Source organism: Cyanobium sp. LEGE 06143, from assembly GCF_015207535.1.
Lineage (GTDB): Bacteria > Cyanobacteriota > Cyanobacteriia > PCC-6307 > Cyanobiaceae > NIES-981.
Genome location: NZ_JADEWP010000003.1, coordinates 1 through 20,078, shown reverse-complemented (window position 1 = coordinate 20,078; position 20,078 = coordinate 1). Strand labels below are relative to the sequence as shown.

Here is a 20,078-nt window from a genome sequence, read left to right as displayed (position 1 = left end):
GCTCAGGGCAACAGCGGCCCGCCGGTTTGGCGGCTGATGGCCACGATCCCAGGCCGGGGCACCCTGCCGGGCACGCCCGAGGGCCAGTTCGAGCCGGTTGGCACCCAGCGCTCCTGCTCGAAACCCGCCCCGTCGCGAGCCACCAGGGCGGTGGTGTGGCGGCTGACCTCCTGGGCCCTGCGGCTGCCGTGCACTTCACCGGGGTGCTGCACGGCCAGAAACAGGGTGTGCTCGGCGCTGTCGAAGCACGGCCCGGTGAGCTCGCACTCCATGGGCCCGGTGGCGAAGCAGAGGGCCTCGCCCCGGGCCGGCCCGCGCCTCGGCAGCACCCAGCAACTGTTGTTGCCGAACGCCTCGGCGGGGCTGGCCCCGGAAGAGCGGTCGGTCACCACCCAGATGTTGCCGGCCCCATCCACCTCCAGGTTGTCGGGGTTGGCGAAGCCCATGCCTCCCTGCCAGGGCAGGCCGCCCACCGCCACCATCTGCCAGCGGAAGCCGCCGGCGCTGGCCGTGCTCTCGCTGAGCCGCATCACCCAGCCATGGGGCCAGGTGGGCTCCCCGGCCGGGCCGGAGAAGATGGCGGGGTCGGCCCGACCCTCCCGATCGGCTCCCCCCGCCGTGAAGGCGATCAGCAGATCGCCCGTGGCCGGATCGATCACGGTGTCTTCCGGGCGGGCGGCGGCGGTGGCCCCCACGGCGTTGGCGGCCAGATGGGCATCGATCAGGATCGCGCCGAGCTGGGCGTCCTCTGTGCCGGGGTAGAGGGAGGCCAGGGTGCTGAACTGCTCGCGGTAGCGCTTCACCTCGGCATCGCTGCTGAGGTCCACGGCGCCGGGCTGGCGGCGGTCGGGATCGGGCAGCCGCGTGGCCTGGCTCAGGCCCCAGCGCTGGTAGTGGCTGGGGAGCTGGGGCGCCAGGGCGGTGGAGGGCAGCAGCGGAATCCAGCGCCCCTGGCCGCCGGCACCGAACTGGGCCACCTCCAGGCGCCCGGCGCTGAACAGGGCGGAATTGGCCGGATCCAGGGGGTCTCGGACCCGGCCCGCGCTCACGAAGCGGTAGAGGTGGCCGCCGTGGCGGTCGCAACCGGAGTACAGCACCAGGGGCTGGCCCGCCTCGGCCTTCACGGCCACGGCCTCATGGCGGCAGCGCCCCAGGGCCGTGTGCTTCACCGCAGGCCGCTGGGGCCGGCGTGGATCCACCTCCACGATCCAGCCGTACTTGTTGCCCGCCAGGGCGAAGGGGTTGCCCAGGCCGCGGAGCCTGCGGCCGTCCCAGTGGAAAGGGAGCTCAGACGGATCCAGGGAGGAGCCATCGGCGTACACCGCCTCGCACACCTGCGTCTGGATGTTCTCCTCGGCGCTGAGCACGGTGCCCCAGGGGGTGGTGCCGCCGGCGCAGTTGGCGAAGGTGCCGATGATCCGCTCGCCGAGGCCGTCGTCGTAGCCGAGGCGGCGCTCGGCGCGGAACACCGCCGCCGCCGGGCCACTGGCGCGCAGGGCCTGGGCGGGATCCTGCAGGCCACTGAGGCCGCTGATGCGGCGGTCGAAGCGCCCTGGCTGGCGGCGCCAGCGGCCTTCGGGCCCCTGCTCCAGGCCCGCCACGCCGATGCCGAGATCCTCAAGGGCAGCGCCGGCCACCTCCTTCACCATGGCCAGCAAGGGATCGCCACTGGCCAGGGCGGTGGCATCCACCCGGGAGTTGCGATCGGCCAGGGCCGCCTGGAGCTGCTCCAGGGGCAGGCTGAGGCCGCGGGCTTCACCCAGCCCCTCCGCCCAGGGAAGGGGGCTGATGTACTCGAAATTGACGGTGAGCAGGGCCTGCCCCGGCGCCAGGGCCAGGTAGGCGAGGTGGTCGTTGTTGTATCCGAAGCTCCCATCCCCCAGCGGATCCCCCCACACCGCCAGCAGATCGGCCCGGTAGCCAGCCGGCAGCACGAGGCGATCCTCCAGGCGCACCTGGCCGTAGTGGCGGCGCTGCTCCGCGGCGCTGAGGCCATCGAGGGGCAGGGGCAGCGGCGTGGGCACCGGCTGAAAGGGCAGCCCGCCGCTGCGGCCACTGCCGCGGATCGGGCTTGGCGAGGCGCGTCCTGGCCTGGCCCGCCCGGCCTGGGCCGATCCGGCTGTCGCCAGGCCGAGCAGCACCAGCAGGGAGCGACGGTTCATGACGGCCAGTCTCGGGCCAGACCGTGGTCGTCCAGGCGACAGCCGCTTCGCAACGCCCCCACTTCACGGCTCCCCCAGAAGAATGCCAGGATGAACACACTTCGTAACATCGCCATGACCATGGGCGAACTGTTTCTCGAGTCGATGGCCACCGGGGTGATCACTCCTGAAGAGCTGAGCTGGCTGGCCAGGCGCCAGACGGAGTTTTCCCGGGTGGAGGAGGCTGCGGCCCTGCGCCTCGGGAGGCTTCTGGATCAGGGCGTGATCCAGCTCGGCTGCCGGTTGCCGCGGCTGGCCTGAGGGTTCGCCGCCATGCTGGATCCCCAGGGGGGGCTGTACACCCAGAAACCGGAGCTCAGCTCATGTCCGCGTCACTGGCTTTCGTGCTGGCTCCTGAGTTGGGCCTGCCTCCTGATGGCGACACCGACTGGGAGCAGCTGAGCCTGGCCCAGCGCCACGGCATCCGCCAAGCGGCGGCCTTCCGGCTCTATGCCCTGCCGGATGCTGCGCCCCCGGGCCTTGCCGAGCCTGGCCCAGGCCTGGAGGCACTTCCCTTCAACGGCACCATTCCCGAGGGGCTGCCCCAGGTGGCGGCGGTGCAGCTCTATTGCGATGCGGTGATCCCTCGCTTCGATCCGCCGCAGTTGTGGCTGGCGGTCTACGCGCTGGAAGACGACCGGACCAAGGCCGTCGCCCTGGACCGTTTCCCGCTGCACCAGGCAGAGAACGAAGCCTGCTGGTTCTATCCCACCGACGACGGCACCTACCTCCGCTGGGAGCGGGCTGAGGCCATCACCCTGGCGCCCGGCTTCATCGCCGACCCCACCTGCTGCCCCTCGGCCTCGGACTACCGCCGCAGCTCCCTGCATCTGTTGTGGTCCCTGATGGCCGACGACCCCGACCTCACCTGCGTGGGGATCACCTACGCGGGGGTCCGCCTCGAATGGCCGGTGCTGAGCGATGAGCCTGCTGCTGCCGCCTCCTGGACCGCCTTCGCGGTGGACAGCGCCGCCAGCCCCCATTACCGCCAGATCGCCACGGTGCGGGCCCATGGCCCTCTGCGCAGCGATTCGCAGGCCTCGCCGTCGCCATTGCCATAGAGAATGGTTGTGGCCCTGCCCCAGCAGCTGCTGGGCTCGGCCCTACGAGCCGATGTCCCGGCGGCTGCACGGCATCGGCTCCTCGCCAAGCTGTGACTGGGATTCTCCAGTATTGGCAAGGGTTCCGGGAGAGTCCAGGGCCGCTTGGTGGGGGTGGGGGTGTTGCCCGATGCAGGAGAGCGTGCCGAAAGGCAAAGAAGGGCGGACTTGGATCTGGCCCTGTTCACAGGCCCGGGCAAGGCCCGCAACGTGATGCACGCTCTCAGCGCTGATGGTGTGGAGACCGTGCGCGACGTGCAGGAGGGCTGCCGAGTGATCGAGGTCTGGGGGAAGTGAACACCGACAGCGACCATTGGCGCAACCTTGGCCAACGGCAAGGCCAAACCCTGCAAAGGTGAGACCAAAGACCAATCCCGCCTTGACACCCCCGCCTATGCCCGATCAAGCCAAGGCCATCCTGGAACCCACAGAGTTGCCGGAGAGCTCGATCGACCGCCCGGAGCTCTTTCGGCGTGACCGCAATGATCCTTCGAGTTCCATGTGTCTGCGTACCTCTTGGAGAATCCAGCAGCGCCCCGCGATCCATCGTCCCAGAGATGGATGTCTGCCTACCTCCTGAGCGCAGTCAATCACCAACGGCCCAGTTTCCGGCGATGGGCTTCTCGCCTCCTGCTGCCGATCTACCGATGCCAGCAGGCATTTCAAGAAATGTAACGCCCTGCGGATTGGGCGTGCTCGTCTGGCCATGCGCAGCAAGCTTGACTATGAAGTAAATCGCCTATGGCTACCATGTCGCGTACGAAGACCATCCAGCGATTGTTGCTTGTATCTGCGGCTATTGCCCTGTCCTCCACAGCAGGCACCAGAGCCCTGGCAGAAGAGAGAATTCCTGTTGAAGCAGTGCGGGCGATCAACCTTGCCAGAACTTACGTCGTCCGACTCAATGGCGGCCTTGAAGTATATCGTCCAGCGCAGTGCATGTTCGCAACTGCATCAAAGTCGACCCCCTGCCTGATCAGTACCGATGGCGAAGGGTTCCTGCTCCAATTCATGGGAGGCCCCCCTGCCTGGCAACAGACTGATTCCCCGCCCACAATGGAGACCGAAATCAGGATCAGCCCTGATGGTACCGAGGTGGTAGAGATTCTCTACAACGGTGAGCCACGCTGAGCCATTCTTGAGGCGTTATCATGTCGCGTATGCATCCTTATCAAGATGTTTTGTCGCATCAAGTTAGGCAGCTCTCATAGCAACTGGACCACTGATGGTGGTCACGCCCGAGTCGACTTCGGGAGCGTCCGTCCCGAGCGGGGAGAGGGGGTCATGGCAACTGCATCAGCAGCACCGCGAGCGAACGGCTTCCAACCCTGTAGTGAGACATGGTCAGAGGAAGACTGGTTCCCCAGCTCTCAGTGATGTCATCCGGGGACTCCAGCCAGGTATCGATCCAGCGGCGCCAAGGGTTGCCAATCCCGCCGGCGGTGGGCAACTCAAAATCGAGCGGCTCCCAGTACGCATTGGCCATCACGTGGAGCCGGATGCCGATCTCCTCGCCGGTCACGGTGATGGCGAAGGAGCGGGAGTCCGCACTCCAGTCCGGCTGATGCAGATTCACGCCGTGCCATTCAATCTGCCGGCTCTGCAACAGTTCATTGAGGCTGGGTAGCGCATGATCGACACTCCCCTGGCGGCGGCTCAGGCGCTGGGTGATGAGGTGCTTGACGAAGCGCCGCAGGTCGGCGTGTTGCATGCAGAGATCCCAGTCGAACCACGTGATGTCGTTGTCCTGGCAGTAGGGGTTGTTGTTGCCCTGCTGACTGCGTGCCACCTCGTCCCCCATCGAGAGCATGGGGGTGCCGATGGAGGTCAGAAGGAACGCCAGGCCGTTGCGCATCTGCCTCTGACGGAGGGCAAACACTGCAGGGTGATTGCTGGGGCCCTCCACGCCACAGTTCCAGCTGGCGTTGTCGTTGGAGCCGTCGCGGTTGTCCTCACCGTTGGCCTGGTTGTGCTTGGTGTTGTAGGACACCAGATCGGCCAGGGTGAAGCCGTCATGGCAAGTGATGAAATTCACGCTCTGCTCCGCCTCTCGCTCCTTATGGCCGTAGATGTCCGGACTGCCGAGGGCTCGAAGAGCCGCCTGGGGCACCATCCCGGGATCACTTTTGAGGAAACGGCGGACATCGTCGCGGAAGCGTCCGTTCCATTCCTGCCAGCTGTCTCCGATGAAGCTGCCCACCTGGTACAGGCCTGCGGCGTCCCACGCCTCGGCGATCAGCTTGGTGCCGGCGAGAACCGGATCGGTTTCGATGTCCCACAGCAGAGGTGGCAGAGGCATGGGCTGGCCTGTCTCATCACGGGCCAGCACAGAGGCCAGGTCGAAGCGAAAGCCATCCACATGCATGTGCTCCACCCAGTGGCGCAGACTGTGACGCACCATCCTGCGTACAACCGGATTGTTGGCATTGAGTGTGTTGCCCGTACCGCTGTAGTTGGTGTAGAGAAAGTTATCCGGGTCGAGGAGGTAGTAGGCCTCATTGGCCAAACCGCGGAAACAGAAGCTGGGGCCCCGCTCATCCCCTTCGGCAGTGTGGTTAAACACCACATCGAGGATCACCTCGATGTCAGCTCGGTGCAGAGCCTTCACCAGATCCCGGAATTCATCAAGGGGACCTAGGGGGTCCTTGCGGCTGCTGTAGCCGCGATGGGGAGCGAACAAAGAGATCGGTGCATAGCCCCAGTAGTTGCTCTTGCCCGGCGGTGCATCGAGAGTGTCGTAGGCGAACATCGGTAGAAGTTCCACAGCGGTGATTCCCAGATCTTTCAGATACGGAATCTTCTCAATCAGCCCGGCGTAGGTGCCAGCTCGCTCGGCGGGGACCCCTGAGCTCGGATGGCGGGTGAAGCCGCGCACGTGGAGTTCATAGATCACCGTCTCCCGGCGAGGCCGCTTGAGCGGACGGTCGCCCTGCCAGTCGTACCGCGAGGGATCAGCCACCACGCTCTTCATGCACGTGGCGAACCCTTCATCCCCGCCTGAGCGTCCCTGTCGCCGCTGATAGCCGGGTGGGGTCACCACGGCAAGGCCATAGGGGTCGATCAGCAGGTTGCGGCCATCGAAGCGCAGCCCGCGGGCGGGATCCCAGGGGCCATGCACCCGGTAGCCGTAGAGCTGGCCGGGTCCGATGCCTTCAACTCAGGCATGCCAGTAATGATAGGTGCGATGCAGTTGGGGATTGAGATCAAAGCAGGCACTGGGTTCGGCGGCATCCTCCAGATCAAACAGGAGCAGCTCCACCCGGCTGGAGTATTTTGAGTAGACGCAGAAGTTCACTCCCGACTGGGTGAAAAATGATCCCAGAGGGGAAGTGCTGCCCTGGCTGAGTGAGAGGGCTTGGGGCATGACGAAGGGCGCTCATCTACCACTACATACTGACACCGGGACGAAAGGATCCAAAGCCAGTGTGGCCCCCTCAACAAGTCGCCATAGGAGCAGGCCTTCAACGATATGATGCAAGCACAATGGGGTTCGTCATCGATAAACAGCATGTTGGTCATGGGGAGATTCTTCTCAGCTTGTCCTGGAAACTGGGGCAACCCCAAACAGCAGCCGACAGCCTTTCGCGCTGAACGCCGCAAGGTGTGTGTGACGTGGGCCCCGGAAACCGGTCCAGGGTGAATGAGAGTCTTCAGCCGGCCAAACTGGGCCGTGGACTCGACCATGAAACGCACCAGGCACACAGCCGAGCAGATCATCCGCAAGCTCAAGACCGCCGAGCAGTTGATCGCTCAGGGAAAAACCGTCGCCGACGTCTGCCGCGTCATCGAGGTGACGCAACCGACCTACCACCGCTGGCAATAGTTGTTACGGAAAGGCATGGTGGACTTCACATGCGGCCAGGCTAACCAGCAGGCCATCGAACCTCTCTCTCGGAAAGGCGCAAGCAAGTCCGGTGCAGCTCGCGCTCCAGCAGTGTCCCCACCTCCTCCTAGGTCTTCGTCGCGTCATCGCCCATCGACGTGATTGTCAGGTCCTCCAAGATCGTCAGCGGAAGACTCATCGGCTCATCCCGCTCTGCCCTGGTCCACCCGAAAGATTCTGTTTCAAACTTGGGCATATTCAATGGCCCTCCGCTGCGCTCTGCGGTCTTTTGCTGCGCAAGCAGGGCCTCAAAGTGCAACCTGCCTGCGTGATCAGGTCCGGGGCCATGATCCCATCGGACGCATTGATCCCAGGGCCAGGGCCAGGGGGCGGGGCCTGGCCAGGGCGGTTGACGCCCTGCATCACTAGCGCAGGTTCCCCTGCACCAATCGATCCCTGGCCCGCAACCCACGGCGGCGAATTGGTGCAGGGCAGTCATCCGGTCCAGCGGGATGGTCCTGCCAGGTGCGCACCAGCCGACCCACCATGACCTCCTCCACGGCGGTGAGCAGCGGATACCGGGCGGCCGCATCTCCAAACGATTTCAAGGCCTGGGTGTGTTCGCTCAACGGGGGACAGGAACTGCCCTATGGCTACCGACCCTGCTCCGAACTCAATCCCATTGCCAACACCCGCTGCACCTCCGGCACCAGGTCCTGAGGCACCTCCCCGGCGGCCAATTTCTGCTGTAACTCCGCAGCCACAAGTTCACAACCATCGACGGCGTCATACAACAGCGATTGAGTTTCCGCACGGTGCCATTGCTCGCCGTCCCACCGAGCCCCTGCAGCCACGCTCGCCAGGGCCTCGCCGTACTGGTGCACCACCTCCAGGACCTCCTGGGGCTCCAGCTTCCAACCCGCCATACCAGCAGCAATCCGGCAGGCGTGTTCCTCCCGCCCTGCATCACTCAACCGCTCGCCCGGTGCCCAGCGGCCGTATTCCCGCCAGAATGACCCTTCAGATGGTTCGGCTTCAGCCCTAACCTCCGCCTCGATCTGCGCCAACGTCTCGCCGTTGGAAACCTGCCACTCTGCAAGCCCCAGCCAAGCCACGCGCAAGCCGTCCGATTGATACAACCACCGGCCGCCGGGGCTCTGCTTCGCCAGGTTCTCCTGCTGCAGCAGCTCGCGCTTGCGGAACAGCGATCTCCGGCTCACTCCCAGAAACCCCGAAGCGTCGGTTGCAGTCAGCCACGCCAAACTGGGCACCACTACATGGTGACCCATAGACTACCGACGCTGAGATGCCCAGCTGCCCACAGGGAGGGGGTTTCTGTGTCTAGCACTGTAGGCTGATACCAGAAGTGGGCTACCTTGAAAAGGCTGTCACTGGTGAATGAGCGCCGCTCAAACACCCCGCGACAGTGTATTTCGACCCAGTACCTTTTTCTGTGTGAGCCAAGTTGGCTACATTCAAGCCGGCACATATCCCCCGGTCTCATCATTTAGCGCAGCCAGTAGCTCGATCTGGTCGGCGGGCTGCTCAGCCCAGGCCCAGCCGCTGCAGCTGCGCCCTGACCGTGCTGGCACTCAGGGGCTTGCCGTGGCGGGTGGCCATGCCAGCTGCAGCGAGGGCTTTTGCCATCCTGCGCAGGCTGTAGCCCTGGGCGGCCATCGGCGCCAGCAGGGGGCGGAGGGCCTCGGCGTCGGCGGTAGCGCGATCCTTGGCCGCATCGTTGCGGGTGATGGTGTTGGGCCTGATGCCGCCCAGCTTCACGCCGCGATCCTTGGCGGCGGCCAGGGCCTCGCGGGTGCGCTCGGAGATCCGGCGGCCCTCGAACTCGGCCACACTGGCCATCACGCCGAGGATCAACCTCCCGGCGCTGCTGGTGGCATCCACATCGGGAAGGTCGCAGAACAGGAAGCCGCCCATGCCGTTCTTCTCGGCCTCCCGGTTCAGGCGCAGCACCAGCTCGGCATCACGGGCGATCCGGTCGAGCTTGGCCACGGCCACCACGGCGCCCCGCTTGCGGGCTTCGGCCAAGGCGGCAGCGAGCTGGGGGCGCTCGGCCTTGCGGCCTGACTCCACCTCAACGAAATCAGCCACCACCTCGGCGCGGCGGTCGGCGGCCAGCTGCTGCACCTTGGCCCGCTGGGCTTCCAGGCCCAGGCCACTCTCGCCTTGGCGTGCGGTCGAGACGCGGTAGTAGGCGATCAGCTCCACGGCTCTCGGGCCATCTGTACGAACAGGCTACGACCGTTGTGGCTAGAACGCAAGGGGAGGCGAGGGCCCCTCGGAAGAGTCAGACGGGCGCCCACGCGCCCTACCACCTTCTCTCCGGCGGCCTCACGCTCCGCCAGCTCCAGGTTCAGGTCCAGGAGGTTGCTGAGGATGTCTTCGCTGGCCTTCCAGCCGTAAGCCTTGAGCACCAGGGTATCGAGCGCCTGGTGGAGCTTGGCGAGCTGGCTGGCGGGTTCGTGGAAGTAGGCGTTGTAGAGATCGGTGATGCCCCAGTTCCTCGCCGCCATCACCTCGTTTCGGTAGTCGTTGAGGGCGGTCATCGCCTGGCGACTCTGTTGCACCAGCTCAGGCGTGACGATCTGCGGGAAGGGGAAGGTTTCGAAGATCGAGTCGTGGGTGTAGGCGATGTCGCCCTTAAGGGTGCCCTTCTGAGCGTGCATCCACTGCCGGTGAACGCTTGAGGACAGCAGGCCCAGGATGTAGAAGTCATCGCTGGCGACGACCTTGTTCTTGTTGCCAGGGAGCCACTCCTTCTCACAGGGAATGAAGATCGCCCATTTTGATACTTCACCTACAGCTAAGAATCGCTCCAAGGGACTCAGAGCCTCTCGCATCGCTGGTCGTTTCTCCCCATATCGCCACCAGTTCACCCGCGTGGTTGCGCGCCGGTTCTCCATGCGCTGGGGCCTCACCAGGTCTTTCACTTGCCGAAAGGGCACGGCATAGGTTTCCGCCACTTCCAGTGTGAGATCGTTGAAGTCGATGATCCAGCGGTCGGGCTGCCCCAAAGGGCGCTTCGCCAGGTTTGTACCCATCGAGAACGGCTTGACCACCTCGGCGTTCCTTGGATCAGCAGCCAACCACTCCGCCGCTGTCGCAGGGTCAACGTTGAAGCCCTTGCCCACGGGTATGACACCTCGGAAGCAGCGGCCCTTGTTCGCCCTCAGTGCCATGGCCTCGCTCACATCCACGCTGGAGCGCAAGCTGGAATTGATCGTCGGAACATCCTTCCCATCCAGCCGAAAACTGCCCGCCTCCTCCTGGCTCCAGTTGACAATGCTGACGTGGACATTCGCCTCGCCAGACCATGGCTGGGTCGAGATCGCCGAGTGGATGTGGCCGCCTTTGTCGCGGATGTAGTCGAGGGAGGCCCGGCGGCTCTTCCCGTGGCGGATCGAGTTTGTGGCCACCAGTCCCGCTCGACCATCGGGCTTGAGGTTCTCCTGGGCCAGTCGGAACCAGTAGGTGCAGAAGTCCACACTGTCGCGCACCTCAGGGAACCGCTGAAAGACCCGCTCGACGTACTCATCCCCGAGGTTGAGCCTCATGTGTTTCCCACCCAAGAACGGCGGATTCCCCACATACGCATCGGCCTCCGGCCAGGGGATGAACAGCGCATCGGCGACCCTGATGTTGGCGTCGAGGTTGTCGAGGGGTAGATCCCTTTCTGTAAGCCCCAGGCGATCGTTGGCCACCTTGCGGGCGATCATGAGCGTCACCCTCGCCAGCTCCACCGCGAAGGGGCTTGTGTCCATGCCGAAGAACTGCAACGGCGTCACCAGTCCCAGCACCCCCTGGTCCTTCTTGGCTTCGGAGGTGCGCCGTTCGTCGATGCGCTGCAAGATCGCGACCTCCAGATCCTTGACGGCGTTGTAGCCCATGTAGAGGAAGTTGCCGGATCCGCAGGCCGGATCGCAGACTCGGTACTGCGTCAAGGCCTGCCGCAGCCCTTCCAGTTCGGCGATGCTGCCGGCCTGGGCGATCCGCTCCTCCCACGGCTCAACGATCGTGGGCCGGATGATCTGCAGCATGTCCACCTCACTGGTGAAGTGCTGGCCGTGGGCGTGGCGGGTAGCGTCATCGCTGCTCGCCTCGAAGATGTTGCCGAAGATGCTGGGCCGCACCCGTTGCCAGTTCTCCTCGGCGCTGGCGCTCAGCAGATCCAACTCCTCCGAGAGCAACTCCAGCCTGGGGATGTGGGCGAAGAGACCGGCGTTGAAGTAGGGCGTCCCCTTGAACTGCCCGCCGGGCGTGATGCCGGGGGTGTTCATCTCGCCGAAGAGGTTGCCGAGTACGTCGTAGCTGCTTTGGCTCCCCTTGCAGGCGTCTAGGGCGAGCGTGAACTGCAGGTTCGGCAGCAGGCCCCGATCCTCTGCGAACAGGCTGAGAACGCACTGGAGAACGAACCGCTGGGCCTCCAGTGCCGTGAAGGCGCCACTTGCCTCGCCCCGCTTCCGCAACCGCCTGAACAGTTCGCCCATGCTGGGGGCCTGGGCCTCCGTCACCTCAATCTGGTTGAGGCCGAAGTGGACCGGCTGGTCGCTCTTGCTGAGGAAGGCCAGGGAGGACGACTGGCTGGCCAGATCAGCCACCCGCAGCTTCACCAGGGGCTCGTCCACGAGCTGGTTGAAGTCGTAGACCCACAACTCATCGAAGTTGCAGAGCACCGAATAGAGCGGCTTAGGGGTGAGGTAGATCCAATAACGCTGAAGCTGCGGGAAGTGGGGGCCGAGTGCCTTGCCCCTGCTCTTCATCTCAATCAGCACCGTGGCCCGCGTGGCCTCGATCAGGGCATCCGCCTTGCCCATGCCGCCGTTCAGGCTGCCCTTCGGGATCTTGCGCTCAAAGGTCGTGCCCGCTTCCACCGCATCCGCCCAGCCCCAGGCCTGTAGGAGCCGATTCAAATAGGTCTGGGCCTCGCTGTCCTCATCACCCCGGATTGAGGCCACCCAGTCAGCGAAGGTCTGCAGGGCCTGGGGTGTGCTCAACGGGGTGGGCATCAGTCCCGCAGATTGTGACTGGGCTGGACTCCTGATGGGCTTTCAGCGGGTGGTTTCGTCATTGTCCGCGAGGTAGACCATGCCGATGCCGCCGGCGGCTTTCAGGTCCCTGAACCGGCGGGCCTTCCTCCACTTGTAGAGGGTGATCATGTGGATGCCCAGCTCTTGGGCGATCTCCGCCACGCTCTGACGAAGAGGCGGGCTCATCTGCCGGCGGACATCAGCCTTTACGGCCTCGCTGTAGGGACGCATTGATCGATTCCATCAGGCCCCCTGGTGATTGGAATGGTCGGGATGGAGAGGCGTCAACTTTCCTGGCAGAGGGGGGAGGGGCGTGCATGGTGTAGGTGTAGCGATGGGTAGCTGCTCTGCCGCTTGGGGATGGCGGGCAGGGGCCAGGGGTGCTCACCGGCTCGGATTGTCAGCGCCTCTCCGATTGCTGCGACACGCCACTGAAATGACGGTTCAAGGCTGCATCTCCGAATCACAGGGCCATACCCAGGCTTTGGGGTGCTCCACGGTGCCTCCGTTGGGTGCGGTCAGCTGACACCGCTCACTGCGCCCTAAGTGGCCCAGCATCCGGTGCCAGTTCACTGGAGGGCGGTCGGGTTGGCGGATCTCCACCGGGGAGCCGATCGGGATGGCCGCCACTCGCTGCCGGTGTTCAGACGTTCTGGACACTTTTGCGCGCCCCTGTTCCAACGGGGTTTCGCCCCGTGCCACAGGTTTCTGGAGAGTTGGAACGGGCAGATCGTTTGCGGCGGAGGGGATCTGCTGGTGTGTTCCAACCGTTTCGACGTGCCGCTCCTTTTCTCGCGGGGGAGAAGAACACATACACGTCCCTATAGGGGCACATACACCTGTTTTTCCTTCTTCCCACTCCCTAAAAGGTTGGAAGGGTTGGAACAGGGTTAGAAGATCCCTGTCGTGCCAAGGCTTCCGCCCGTTCCAACCTCCCCAGGAATCGTCGGAACAGGGTTGGAACACTGGAACGGGAACTGGCATGTAGCCGGAACGGGGCTGCCCACCGCCGTACCGGCGCTTCCTTTGCTCCCACCGGAATCGCCCGTCGTGGGTGGTGAAGCCGGCGCCCGTGACCAGCCGGGTGAGGCGCATCTGCACATCCCGGCTAATCCGCTCGGCTTCCTGAATCTCCAGGGCCTGGGAAGCCAGGTCGTCCAGGGCGATGCCCTCAGCGTCGGGGCGGGGGATGGCCTCTAGCCGGGTGCGCACCATCCCCTCCCAGGGGTCGCTGATCTGCACACCCAGGGCCCGTTCAGCGGCGGCCCTGGCGGTGGGGTGGCCCTCGGGAACGTAGCTCTCCAGCCCCCACTCCACCCAGGTGGCGACCGTGGCCCAGATCGACTCGCGGTGCTGCTCTACCCAGGAGGGGTTGCAGCGGCCCACCGGCACCACCCAGATTCGGCGGTTGCCGGTGTGGTCGTTCAGCACCTCCCGGGCGTTGGTGGTGGCGAACAGCAACTCCCGAGCAGGGTGCTCACGGCAGACCGTCTCCCACTTCTGTACATAGCGGTAAGCGCGGCGGCTAGCGAAGCCCTTGAACTCGGCGGCATCGCGGCCCTGCAGAACCTTCTCCACCTCGTCGAACTCAAACACCCAGCAGGAGTTGAGCTTTCCCAGGAACTCCCGGTCCTCCAGCCCGTTGGGCACTCGGGTGGCGCTGTCGGCCATGCCGGGCGGCGCCAGGGCGGCAATGGCCTGGCCTTTCTCCTGCCCCTGGGTGCCCATCATCAGTAGCACCTGGTCGTGCTTGTAGCCGGGCTCGATCCCTCGCCGGTAGCCGCCGGCCAGGTGCCGTGCCAGCAGCTCCTGGGAAAGATTGTCGTCGGCGGCGATGCCGAACGCTGCAGCGATCTCCTGCAGGGGCAGCAGGCGCAATCCGGGGCAACTGCGCAGCGACTCCAGCCACTCACGTACGGGGTTGAACTTGTTGCAGGTGGCCAGGTACCGGAAGGAATCCCGGGCGGCCTGTTTCGTGGTTTCGATCCCGTACAGGTGGGCCAGGAAGGAATCGGCCAGGTCCAACTCCTCCATGGGGCGCCCGTCGATCTCCACCAGCTGGCGAAGCTCATCGAAACGCAGTCCGTGGGTCGTGCTGAGGAACTGCTGCAGCTCCTGCTTTGTCGGCTCATCAGGTACCTGGTCGGGCTCGGGCGGGTGAGCCTGCTGGTCAGCGGCGGCCAGCAGCTGGCGGGCACGGGCCACGGGGAAGCCCAGGCCCTTGGCGGCGGTGCTCACCAGGATGTTGCAGGCGTCTCGGCTCATGGCTGCGGCAATAGCCAGCTGGGCGAGCTTGCGCAGCGCCTGGGGCTGCCAGTCGGCCCGCATGCTGCGGTCCCATTGCCAGGGCAGCTCCCGCAGCAGCTCGCGGGCCTTCCATCGGCGCACCTCGGCCAGGTCGCCAACCTTGCCGAAGAACTCACAGGCGCCTCCCTTATTGCCGGCCACCTCGCGGGGGAAGAACGCCAACCTCATGGCGGGGCGCTCCAGGCCGGCGCCGATCAGGGGGGCCCAGACCGCCGGGTTAATGGCGGCGTCGGCGTCATAGATCAGCAGCTCCACCGTGGGCGGAAGCTGGGCGGTGTTGCTGACGCCGGGCAGGCCGGCCACGGGTTTGCCGGTGGCCAGATGGAGCCGTAAGGCATCCTTCCAGCCCTCGGTCGCCAGGGCTGAATCGCTCCCGCCGAACAGGACCGGCCGCTGCTGCACCCCCAGGCGGTTCAGGTACTTGACCGGATCGCCATTGCGGGCCCTGGGTGGGTCATCGCAGCGCAGCTGGGCGAAGTCGCCGGAGAAGGGCAGCAGCAGGCCACCACCGCGCCAGCCCTTGAACCGGAAGCCCATGGCGTGGGCTTCTTCGGCGTCGATGGTGCGGGCGCCCAGTTGGTGGGCCAGGGCCACGCCCTCGGCGCCCAGCTCTGCCAGCAGGTGGTCCCGGTGTTCGGGGGCCAGGTCGTTGTAACTGCCGCCGAGGGGTGCCTTGTCGGGACCGACGCGCACCAGGCGGAAGTCGGACGGCAGTAATAGGAGGTCAGCGGTCTGATCGACCGGGTGGCCGGCGGCATCTTCACGTTGGGAGGGAATAGGATAAAGGCCCATTACTTCTCTCCGTCCCCTTGCGCCGTTGGTCCGGCCAGGGGATTTTTTTGCTCACATAGCGACAGCAGCAGGGGCCTCAAGCGCGGCAACAGCCCGCAGGCCTGCGGTGCGCAGGAGCAGAGAACGGGGGATACCAACGGCGTCGGCTGCGGCCTGGAGGCGCTCAAGCTCGGGGTGGGTGAGCTTCACGACCACCCGCACGTTTCGAGGGAGCTGCCCGTTCGAAGTATTCACTACCTGAAAGCAAGGGGGTGCTGAAATTCAGCATACCCCAAGTGCACCGTGGGTGCACGGTAGTCAATACCTGAAACGGCGAGTGCTGTTCAGCCCTTGAGTACCACGTGGCTCACCCGGCCATCCGTCACCTCAATCCGCTCGATGGCCTGGAGTACCTGCCGCCGCGCCGCCGGGATGGTGTAGATGTCGGGTCCGATCGTGGGGAGAAGGTTGCGGATCTGCTCAGCCGCCGCCTGCCGCCCCTGCTCGATCGAGCGGTCCTGCTCGATCGCTGCCGCCTGTGATGCGGCGCGGTCCTCCAGGTCGATCAGCGCTTGCCGTAGTGCTGGGAGCCCCGTCTCAGCCGCCAGCCTGCGGGTGCGCTCGATCTGCTTCACCAGGTCAGGGTCCACTGGCGCAGAACCCGTCGCCAGGGGCGGCAGCATCAATGCCGAAACCCTGTCGGCTTCGGCCACCAGCAGCGGCATCATTCCGTAGATGACCGCCCTCTCAGCGATTCCCGGCTGATTGCAGAGCTGCTGAGCGCTGCCGGCACCAGAACAGCGCAGAGTCCGATAAGGAGGATCACCGGGGCGGCGGCCCTTGCGGGTGGACTGCTGCCGCATCCGTCGCCCGCAGGCGCCACAGAATGCAACGGGCGTCAGACTTGGCGGATAGGCACTTACGGCTTGCTTGCCCCGCGCCACTGCTAGGCCACGGTTGTGGTTCGTCTCAAGTTGGTGGAGCACCCTCCGAGCCGTTGCTGCATCAATCAAAGGCTCGTGGCGGTCGCGGCTCAGCTCCCACTGATCCCAAGGCAGCCGGCGGTAGGTGACCTTGCCGCAGTCGTCCGCGATGCGCTCGTTCTTCTGCTTCGCCACATGGCCTTGGAGCTCTGCAGCAGCACCTTCTAGCCAGCCGCCGGCACTCTCCGGTGCAAGCCGCAGGCAGCGATCGAGCAGGGCCTGATCATGGACTGGCGCCATGGCCCGGAGATGGTCCTTCCAATGGCGCAGGCCGCTGTACGTGGTGCCCCATCGCAGAACACTTGCAACCAGCTCACGTGCAGCGCCAGCCATGGTCAGATCGCCGGCTAGGTGCCTGTCATCCAGCACGTAGTGCCTGTCGTCGCCACGGCCCTCTATGCGGTAGCCGAGCGGGGCCCGGCGTGCGACGGGACTGCCGGCGGCGCGGGCGTGCTCGTAATGGCGGGTCAAGCGGGCGCCGATCTTGCGGGATTCCATCTCAGCATCGAAGGCTGCCCGCTGACGCAGTTCCTCGGCGCCGGGGGCATCACTGTTCAGCCATGGCTCAGACCAGAACCGCCAGCCAGTGCCGGCTCGGACGCACGTGGCGTAGAAGCCGCGCAGGTCGTAGAGGTCGCGCGCCAGGCGATCGGAGCGATCGGCGAACACCGTCGAAACCTCATCGGCCCCGATGGCCGCCAGCAGCCTTTGCCAGCCGGGGCGGTCTGCACTGCGGCCGGACTCGCGCTCGATGATCAGGTCGCCTTGGGCGACGCCTTCGCGCAGGACTGCTGCACGCTGGCGCTCAAGGCTGGAATCTTGGTCCCGATCCTCAGTCGAGACCCGCAGGTAACTGAATGGGCGCGTTGTCGCCCCTGAGGATGCAGTGCTGCTGGCTCCAGTCGTAGTTCTCCCAGACCGCCGCCGGGAGCTCGAAGTCACTGCCGGGGAACGGTCCAAGGGGCACACCAGTGGGCTGCGCCGAACAATAGGGCCGCGAGTCTTTCCGTTGCAAGTACTGCTGGTGGTAGGTCTCGGCGGGCCAGAAGGGAACGTCCTGACGCAGTTCGGTGGTGATCGTGCCCAGGCCGGCGGCGCTGAGCAGAGCCTGGTAGCTCTCACGGCTGGCCTCGGCCAGCTGCAGCTGCTCGGCGCTGGTCACGAAGAGGGCCGAGCGGTACTGGGAGCCGCGGTCGTTGCCCTGGCGATCGCCCTGGGTGGGGTCGTGGCATTCCCAGAAGAGCTTGAGCAGGTCGGCAAAGCCGATGGCGCTGGACTCCCACACCACCCGCACCACTTCGCTGTGGCCGCTGCGGCCCGAGCACACCTGCTGGTAGCTGGGGTCTGTGAGGGAGCCACCGGCATAGCCCACGGCGGTGGTGACCACCCCTGGCAGGCGCCAGAACCCCTTCTCCGCTCCCCAGAAGCAACCGCAGCCGAAGAACACCTCCTGCTGGCCGTCGGCCACGGGGGCGTCAATGGGGGTGCCCAGAACGGCATGCAGCCGCTCCTGCTGGACCCCCGGCTGCTGGCTGCTGGTGGAGGAGTCGGGTTTCTGGAAGACGCCGAACAACGGCTTCAGGCAACTGGTTTCAGCCTAGTCAGGGTGAGGGGGCGGCCGGCCTCGGCTCCAGGGCGATGTGGTTGAGCAGGGTGGTGGTGAAGGCGAACAGCAGGAACGGCAGCGACAGCACCAGGATCAGGCCCACTCCTACCAGGGCCACGATCGGTTTGCTGGCCCCCATCAGCGCCAGCCCCGCCGCCAGGCTGGCGAAGATCACCGCCATCCAGATCAGGATCTGGCCGTAGATGTCCCCGAAGGTGAGGGTGCAACGCAGGGCGTAGGCCTGGGTGTCGAGCCGGGGTTGCAGGCTGCTGGCGGACGACATGGCGGGGTGGGGGCGAGGGGCAGAAGGTCCCAACCCACTCAAGCCAGCTCCGGGTGACCTGGCCGTGGCGCTCAACAACTGTTTGGAGAAGGCTCCCCTGACCTCTGAGCAGCGGGCCTCAGCCGGCGGCGCGCAGCTGCTCGGAGGCCTGTTCGCGGGCCCACAGCCGCCGGTAGGTGCCGGGCTGGGCCAGCAGGGCGTCGTGATGGCCCTCCTGAACCAGGCGGCCCTGCTCCAGCACCAGGATCCGATCACAGGCAGCCGCCGCCGAGAGCTGGTGGCTGATCATCAGAATCGTGCGGGCGGTGACGCCACTGGTGACCCCACTGGTGCCGCCGCCCCCCTGCTGCCCCCGGCGGATGGTGCGCAGGATCTCGGCCGCGGTGGTGTTGTCCACGCTGGCCAGGGCGTCATCGAGCACCAGCAGCGGCGCATCCACCAGCAGGGCGCGGCCCAGGGCTGTGCGCTGGCGCTGGCCGCCGCTGAGGGTGATGCCCCGCTCGCCCACCAGGGTGCGGTAGCCGTCGGGGAAGGCCTTGATGTCGCCCTCCAGCCGGGCGTCGCGGGCGGCCTGCTCCACCGCCTGCAGCGGCGCCTGGGGCTCGCCGTAGCGCAGGTTGTCGGCCAGGCTGGCGGTGAACAGGTAGCCCTCCTGGGGCACCAGGGCCACCTGCCGGCGCAGGTCGCTGAGGCTCAGGCTGGTGATGTCGTAGCCATCGATCCAGAGCTCGCCGGGGTCCACCTCCACCATCCGGCCCAGGGCGCGGGCCAGGGAGGTCTTGCCGCAACCCACCGGCCCCACCACTGCCACCAGCTCGCCGGGCCGGATCCGGAAGCTCACGTCCACCAGGGCAGGCCGCACGGCCCCCGGATAGCGCACGGTGAGGCCGCGTGCCTCGACGGCGCCGCGTCCGCGGCCCCGGAAGGGCACCGGATCGGGGGGCGACTCCACCAGGGGCTTGCGGCGCAGCAGGTCCTCCACCCGCTCCAGGCTCACCTGCCCGGTCTGGAAGGTGTTGAGGGTGAAGCCCAGCAGGGCGGTGGGGAACACCAGCCGTTCCACGAACAGGATCAGGGCCACCAGGTTGCCGATGCTGAGCCGGCCGCTCTCCAGCTGGCCACTGCCCAGGGCCAGCAGCAGCAGAAGGCTGATCGAGGAGATGCCCTCCAGCAGGGGGAAGAGGGTGCTGCGGGTGCGGGCCAGGCCCAGGGCGGCATCGCGGTAGAGGCGGTTGCGCCAGGCGAAGGCCTCCTGTTCGGTGGCCTCCTGGCCGTAGATCTTGATGGCGCTGATGCCGGAGAGGTCTTCCTGGATCAGGTCGCTCAGGCCAGCGAGGGCCTCCTGCTGGCGGCGCTGCTGGCGCATCATGCGGCCGCCGAACAGGCGCACCGTGATCAGCATCAGCGGGTAGAGCCCCACGGCCGCCAGGCTCAGCCAGGGGTCGATGCTCAGCATCGCCGGCAGGGTGAGGGCGTAGGCCAGGGCGGTGTTGGTGAGGCTGAGCACGGCGAAGCCGAGCAGGCGGCGCACGTTCTCCACGTCACTGGTGGCGCGGCTGATCACCTCGCCGCTGCCGGTGCTCTGCACCCAGCCGGGCTCCTGCAGCAGCAGGTGGTCGAAGATCTGCTGCTTGAGGTCGGCCTCCACCTGGCGCCCCACCCCGAACACCAGCACCCTCGAATAGAGCCGCACGGCGCCCATGGCCGTGGCCAGGGCCATGATCAGGGCTGCCTGCAGGTACACATCGCGCAGGGCGAAGCCGTCCTGGAGGTCGTCGATCACGCCGCGCACCAGCAGCGGAATGCTCACGCTCAGCAGGTTCACCACCACCAGGGCGGCCGCCCCGATCAGCACGGTGCGCCGGTGGGGCCGCAGATAGCGCCTGATCAGATCGAGCCGGAACCCGCCCACGCGGCCTTCGCCAAAGTGGGACCAACCTAGGGATCGCGGCCATGCAC

At 66.1% G+C, this 20,078-nt stretch carries 19 protein-coding genes; 5 read left to right on the top strand and 14 right to left on the bottom strand.

From position 1 onward, the window contains the following. Nucleotides 1-2 precede the first annotated feature (2 nt). Nucleotides 3-2,162 (bottom strand): PhoX family phosphatase, encoded by a 2,160-nt coding sequence (locus IQ216_RS00640; RefSeq protein ID WP_193813894.1) that lies wholly within the window; start codon nucleotides 2,160-2,162, stop codon nucleotides 3-5. Between the two features lie 114 nt (nucleotides 2,163-2,276). On the opposite strand from IQ216_RS00640, the gene IQ216_RS00635 reads away from it, so the two are divergent. The 4 genes from IQ216_RS00635 (at nucleotide 2,277) to IQ216_RS00625 (ending at nucleotide 4,432) form a co-directional block, all read left to right on the top strand. Beyond that, on the top strand, nucleotides 2,277-2,462 hold the full coding sequence (locus IQ216_RS00635; RefSeq protein WP_186700717.1) for a hypothetical protein: 186 nt from the start codon (nucleotides 2,277-2,279) through the stop codon (nucleotides 2,460-2,462). A 98-nt stretch (nucleotides 2,463-2,560) separates the two neighbouring features. Then, entirely contained in the window at nucleotides 2,561-3,262 is a 702-nt protein-coding gene (locus IQ216_RS00630; protein WP_193813893.1) for a hypothetical protein, read from the top strand. 207 nt (nucleotides 3,263-3,469) lie between these two features. Continuing rightward, nucleotides 3,470-3,598 (top strand): hypothetical protein, encoded by a 129-nt coding sequence (locus IQ216_RS14365; RefSeq protein ID WP_255510530.1) that lies wholly within the window; start codon nucleotides 3,470-3,472, stop codon nucleotides 3,596-3,598. A gap of 453 nt (nucleotides 3,599-4,051) precedes the next feature. Next, on the top strand, nucleotides 4,052-4,432 hold the full coding sequence (locus tag IQ216_RS00625) for a hypothetical protein (protein ID WP_193813892.1): 381 nt from the start codon (nucleotides 4,052-4,054) through the stop codon (nucleotides 4,430-4,432). Nucleotides 4,433-4,583: 151 nt separating this feature from the next. On the opposite strand, the gene IQ216_RS00620 is transcribed toward IQ216_RS00625, so the two are convergent. Together IQ216_RS00620 and IQ216_RS13955 are read right to left on the bottom strand one after the other, a co-directional pair. Beyond that, nucleotides 4,584-6,419 (bottom strand): glycogen-debranching protein, encoded by a 1,836-nt coding sequence (locus IQ216_RS00620; protein WP_370566536.1) that lies wholly within the window; start codon nucleotides 6,417-6,419, stop codon nucleotides 4,584-4,586. 39 nt (nucleotides 6,420-6,458) lie between these two features. After that, nucleotides 6,459-6,665: a hypothetical protein gene (locus tag IQ216_RS13955; protein WP_228006963.1), complete on the bottom strand. Its 207-nt coding sequence runs from the start codon at nucleotides 6,663-6,665 to the stop codon at nucleotides 6,459-6,461. 318 nt (nucleotides 6,666-6,983) lie between these two features. Here IQ216_RS13955 and IQ216_RS00615 point away from each other — a divergent pair, with 318 nt between their 5' ends. Then, nucleotides 6,984-7,124, top strand: coding sequence for a transposase (locus IQ216_RS00615; protein WP_193813891.1), 141 nt, complete (start codon nucleotides 6,984-6,986; stop codon nucleotides 7,122-7,124). Between the two features lie 127 nt (nucleotides 7,125-7,251). Here IQ216_RS00615 and IQ216_RS13950 read toward each other — a convergent pair whose 3' ends face one another. The 11 genes from IQ216_RS13950 to IQ216_RS00570 all read right to left on the bottom strand — a co-directional run bounded on the left by IQ216_RS13950 (nucleotide 7,252) and on the right by IQ216_RS00570 (nucleotide 20,031). Continuing rightward, the gene (locus IQ216_RS13950) at nucleotides 7,252-7,443 is read right to left on the bottom strand and encodes a hypothetical protein (RefSeq protein ID WP_228006962.1); all 192 of its coding nucleotides are present in this window, start codon (nucleotides 7,441-7,443) and stop codon (nucleotides 7,252-7,254) included. Between the two features lie 106 nt (nucleotides 7,444-7,549). After that, the gene (locus IQ216_RS00610) at nucleotides 7,550-7,753 is read right to left on the bottom strand and encodes a hypothetical protein (RefSeq protein ID WP_193813889.1); all 204 of its coding nucleotides are present in this window, start codon (nucleotides 7,751-7,753) and stop codon (nucleotides 7,550-7,552) included. A gap of 24 nt (nucleotides 7,754-7,777) precedes the next feature. Further along, entirely contained in the window at nucleotides 7,778-8,398 is a 621-nt protein-coding gene (locus IQ216_RS00605) for a hypothetical protein (protein ID WP_193813888.1), read from the bottom strand. 271 nt (nucleotides 8,399-8,669) lie between these two features. Continuing rightward, nucleotides 8,670-9,350, bottom strand: coding sequence for a recombinase family protein (locus IQ216_RS00600; protein WP_193813886.1), 681 nt, complete (start codon nucleotides 9,348-9,350; stop codon nucleotides 8,670-8,672). Then, a complete protein-coding gene (locus IQ216_RS00595) occupies nucleotides 9,341-12,148 on the bottom strand; it encodes a DNA methyltransferase (protein WP_193813885.1) in 2,808 nt (935 codons plus the stop codon). Before IQ216_RS00595 ends, IQ216_RS00600 begins: the two co-directional genes overlap by 10 nt. Nucleotides 12,149-12,190: 42 nt before the next feature. Next, nucleotides 12,191-12,400: a transposase gene (locus tag IQ216_RS00590; RefSeq protein WP_228006961.1), complete on the bottom strand. Its 210-nt coding sequence runs from the start codon at nucleotides 12,398-12,400 to the stop codon at nucleotides 12,191-12,193. A 213-nt stretch (nucleotides 12,401-12,613) separates the two neighbouring features. Continuing rightward, the gene (locus tag IQ216_RS00585; protein ID WP_193813884.1) at nucleotides 12,614-15,268 is read right to left on the bottom strand and encodes a VapE domain-containing protein; all 2,655 of its coding nucleotides are present in this window, start codon (nucleotides 15,266-15,268) and stop codon (nucleotides 12,614-12,616) included. Nucleotides 15,269-15,591: 323 nt separating this feature from the next. Further along, nucleotides 15,592-17,172, bottom strand: coding sequence for a recombinase family protein (locus tag IQ216_RS00580; protein WP_370566540.1), 1,581 nt, complete (start codon nucleotides 17,170-17,172; stop codon nucleotides 15,592-15,594). After that, nucleotides 17,063-17,803 (bottom strand): peptide-methionine (S)-S-oxide reductase MsrA, encoded by a 741-nt coding sequence (gene msrA / locus IQ216_RS13945; protein WP_370566535.1) that lies wholly within the window; start codon nucleotides 17,801-17,803, stop codon nucleotides 17,063-17,065. The genes IQ216_RS00580 and msrA overlap by 110 nt, the downstream gene beginning before the upstream one ends. A gap of 28 nt (nucleotides 17,804-17,831) precedes the next feature. Then, entirely contained in the window at nucleotides 17,832-18,119 is a 288-nt protein-coding gene (locus IQ216_RS00575) for a hypothetical protein (RefSeq protein ID WP_186699959.1), read from the bottom strand. Between the two features lie 118 nt (nucleotides 18,120-18,237). Next, nucleotides 18,238-20,031 (bottom strand): ABC transporter ATP-binding protein, encoded by a 1,794-nt coding sequence (locus IQ216_RS00570; protein ID WP_193813882.1) that lies wholly within the window; start codon nucleotides 20,029-20,031, stop codon nucleotides 18,238-18,240. Nucleotides 20,032-20,078 lie beyond the last annotated feature (47 nt).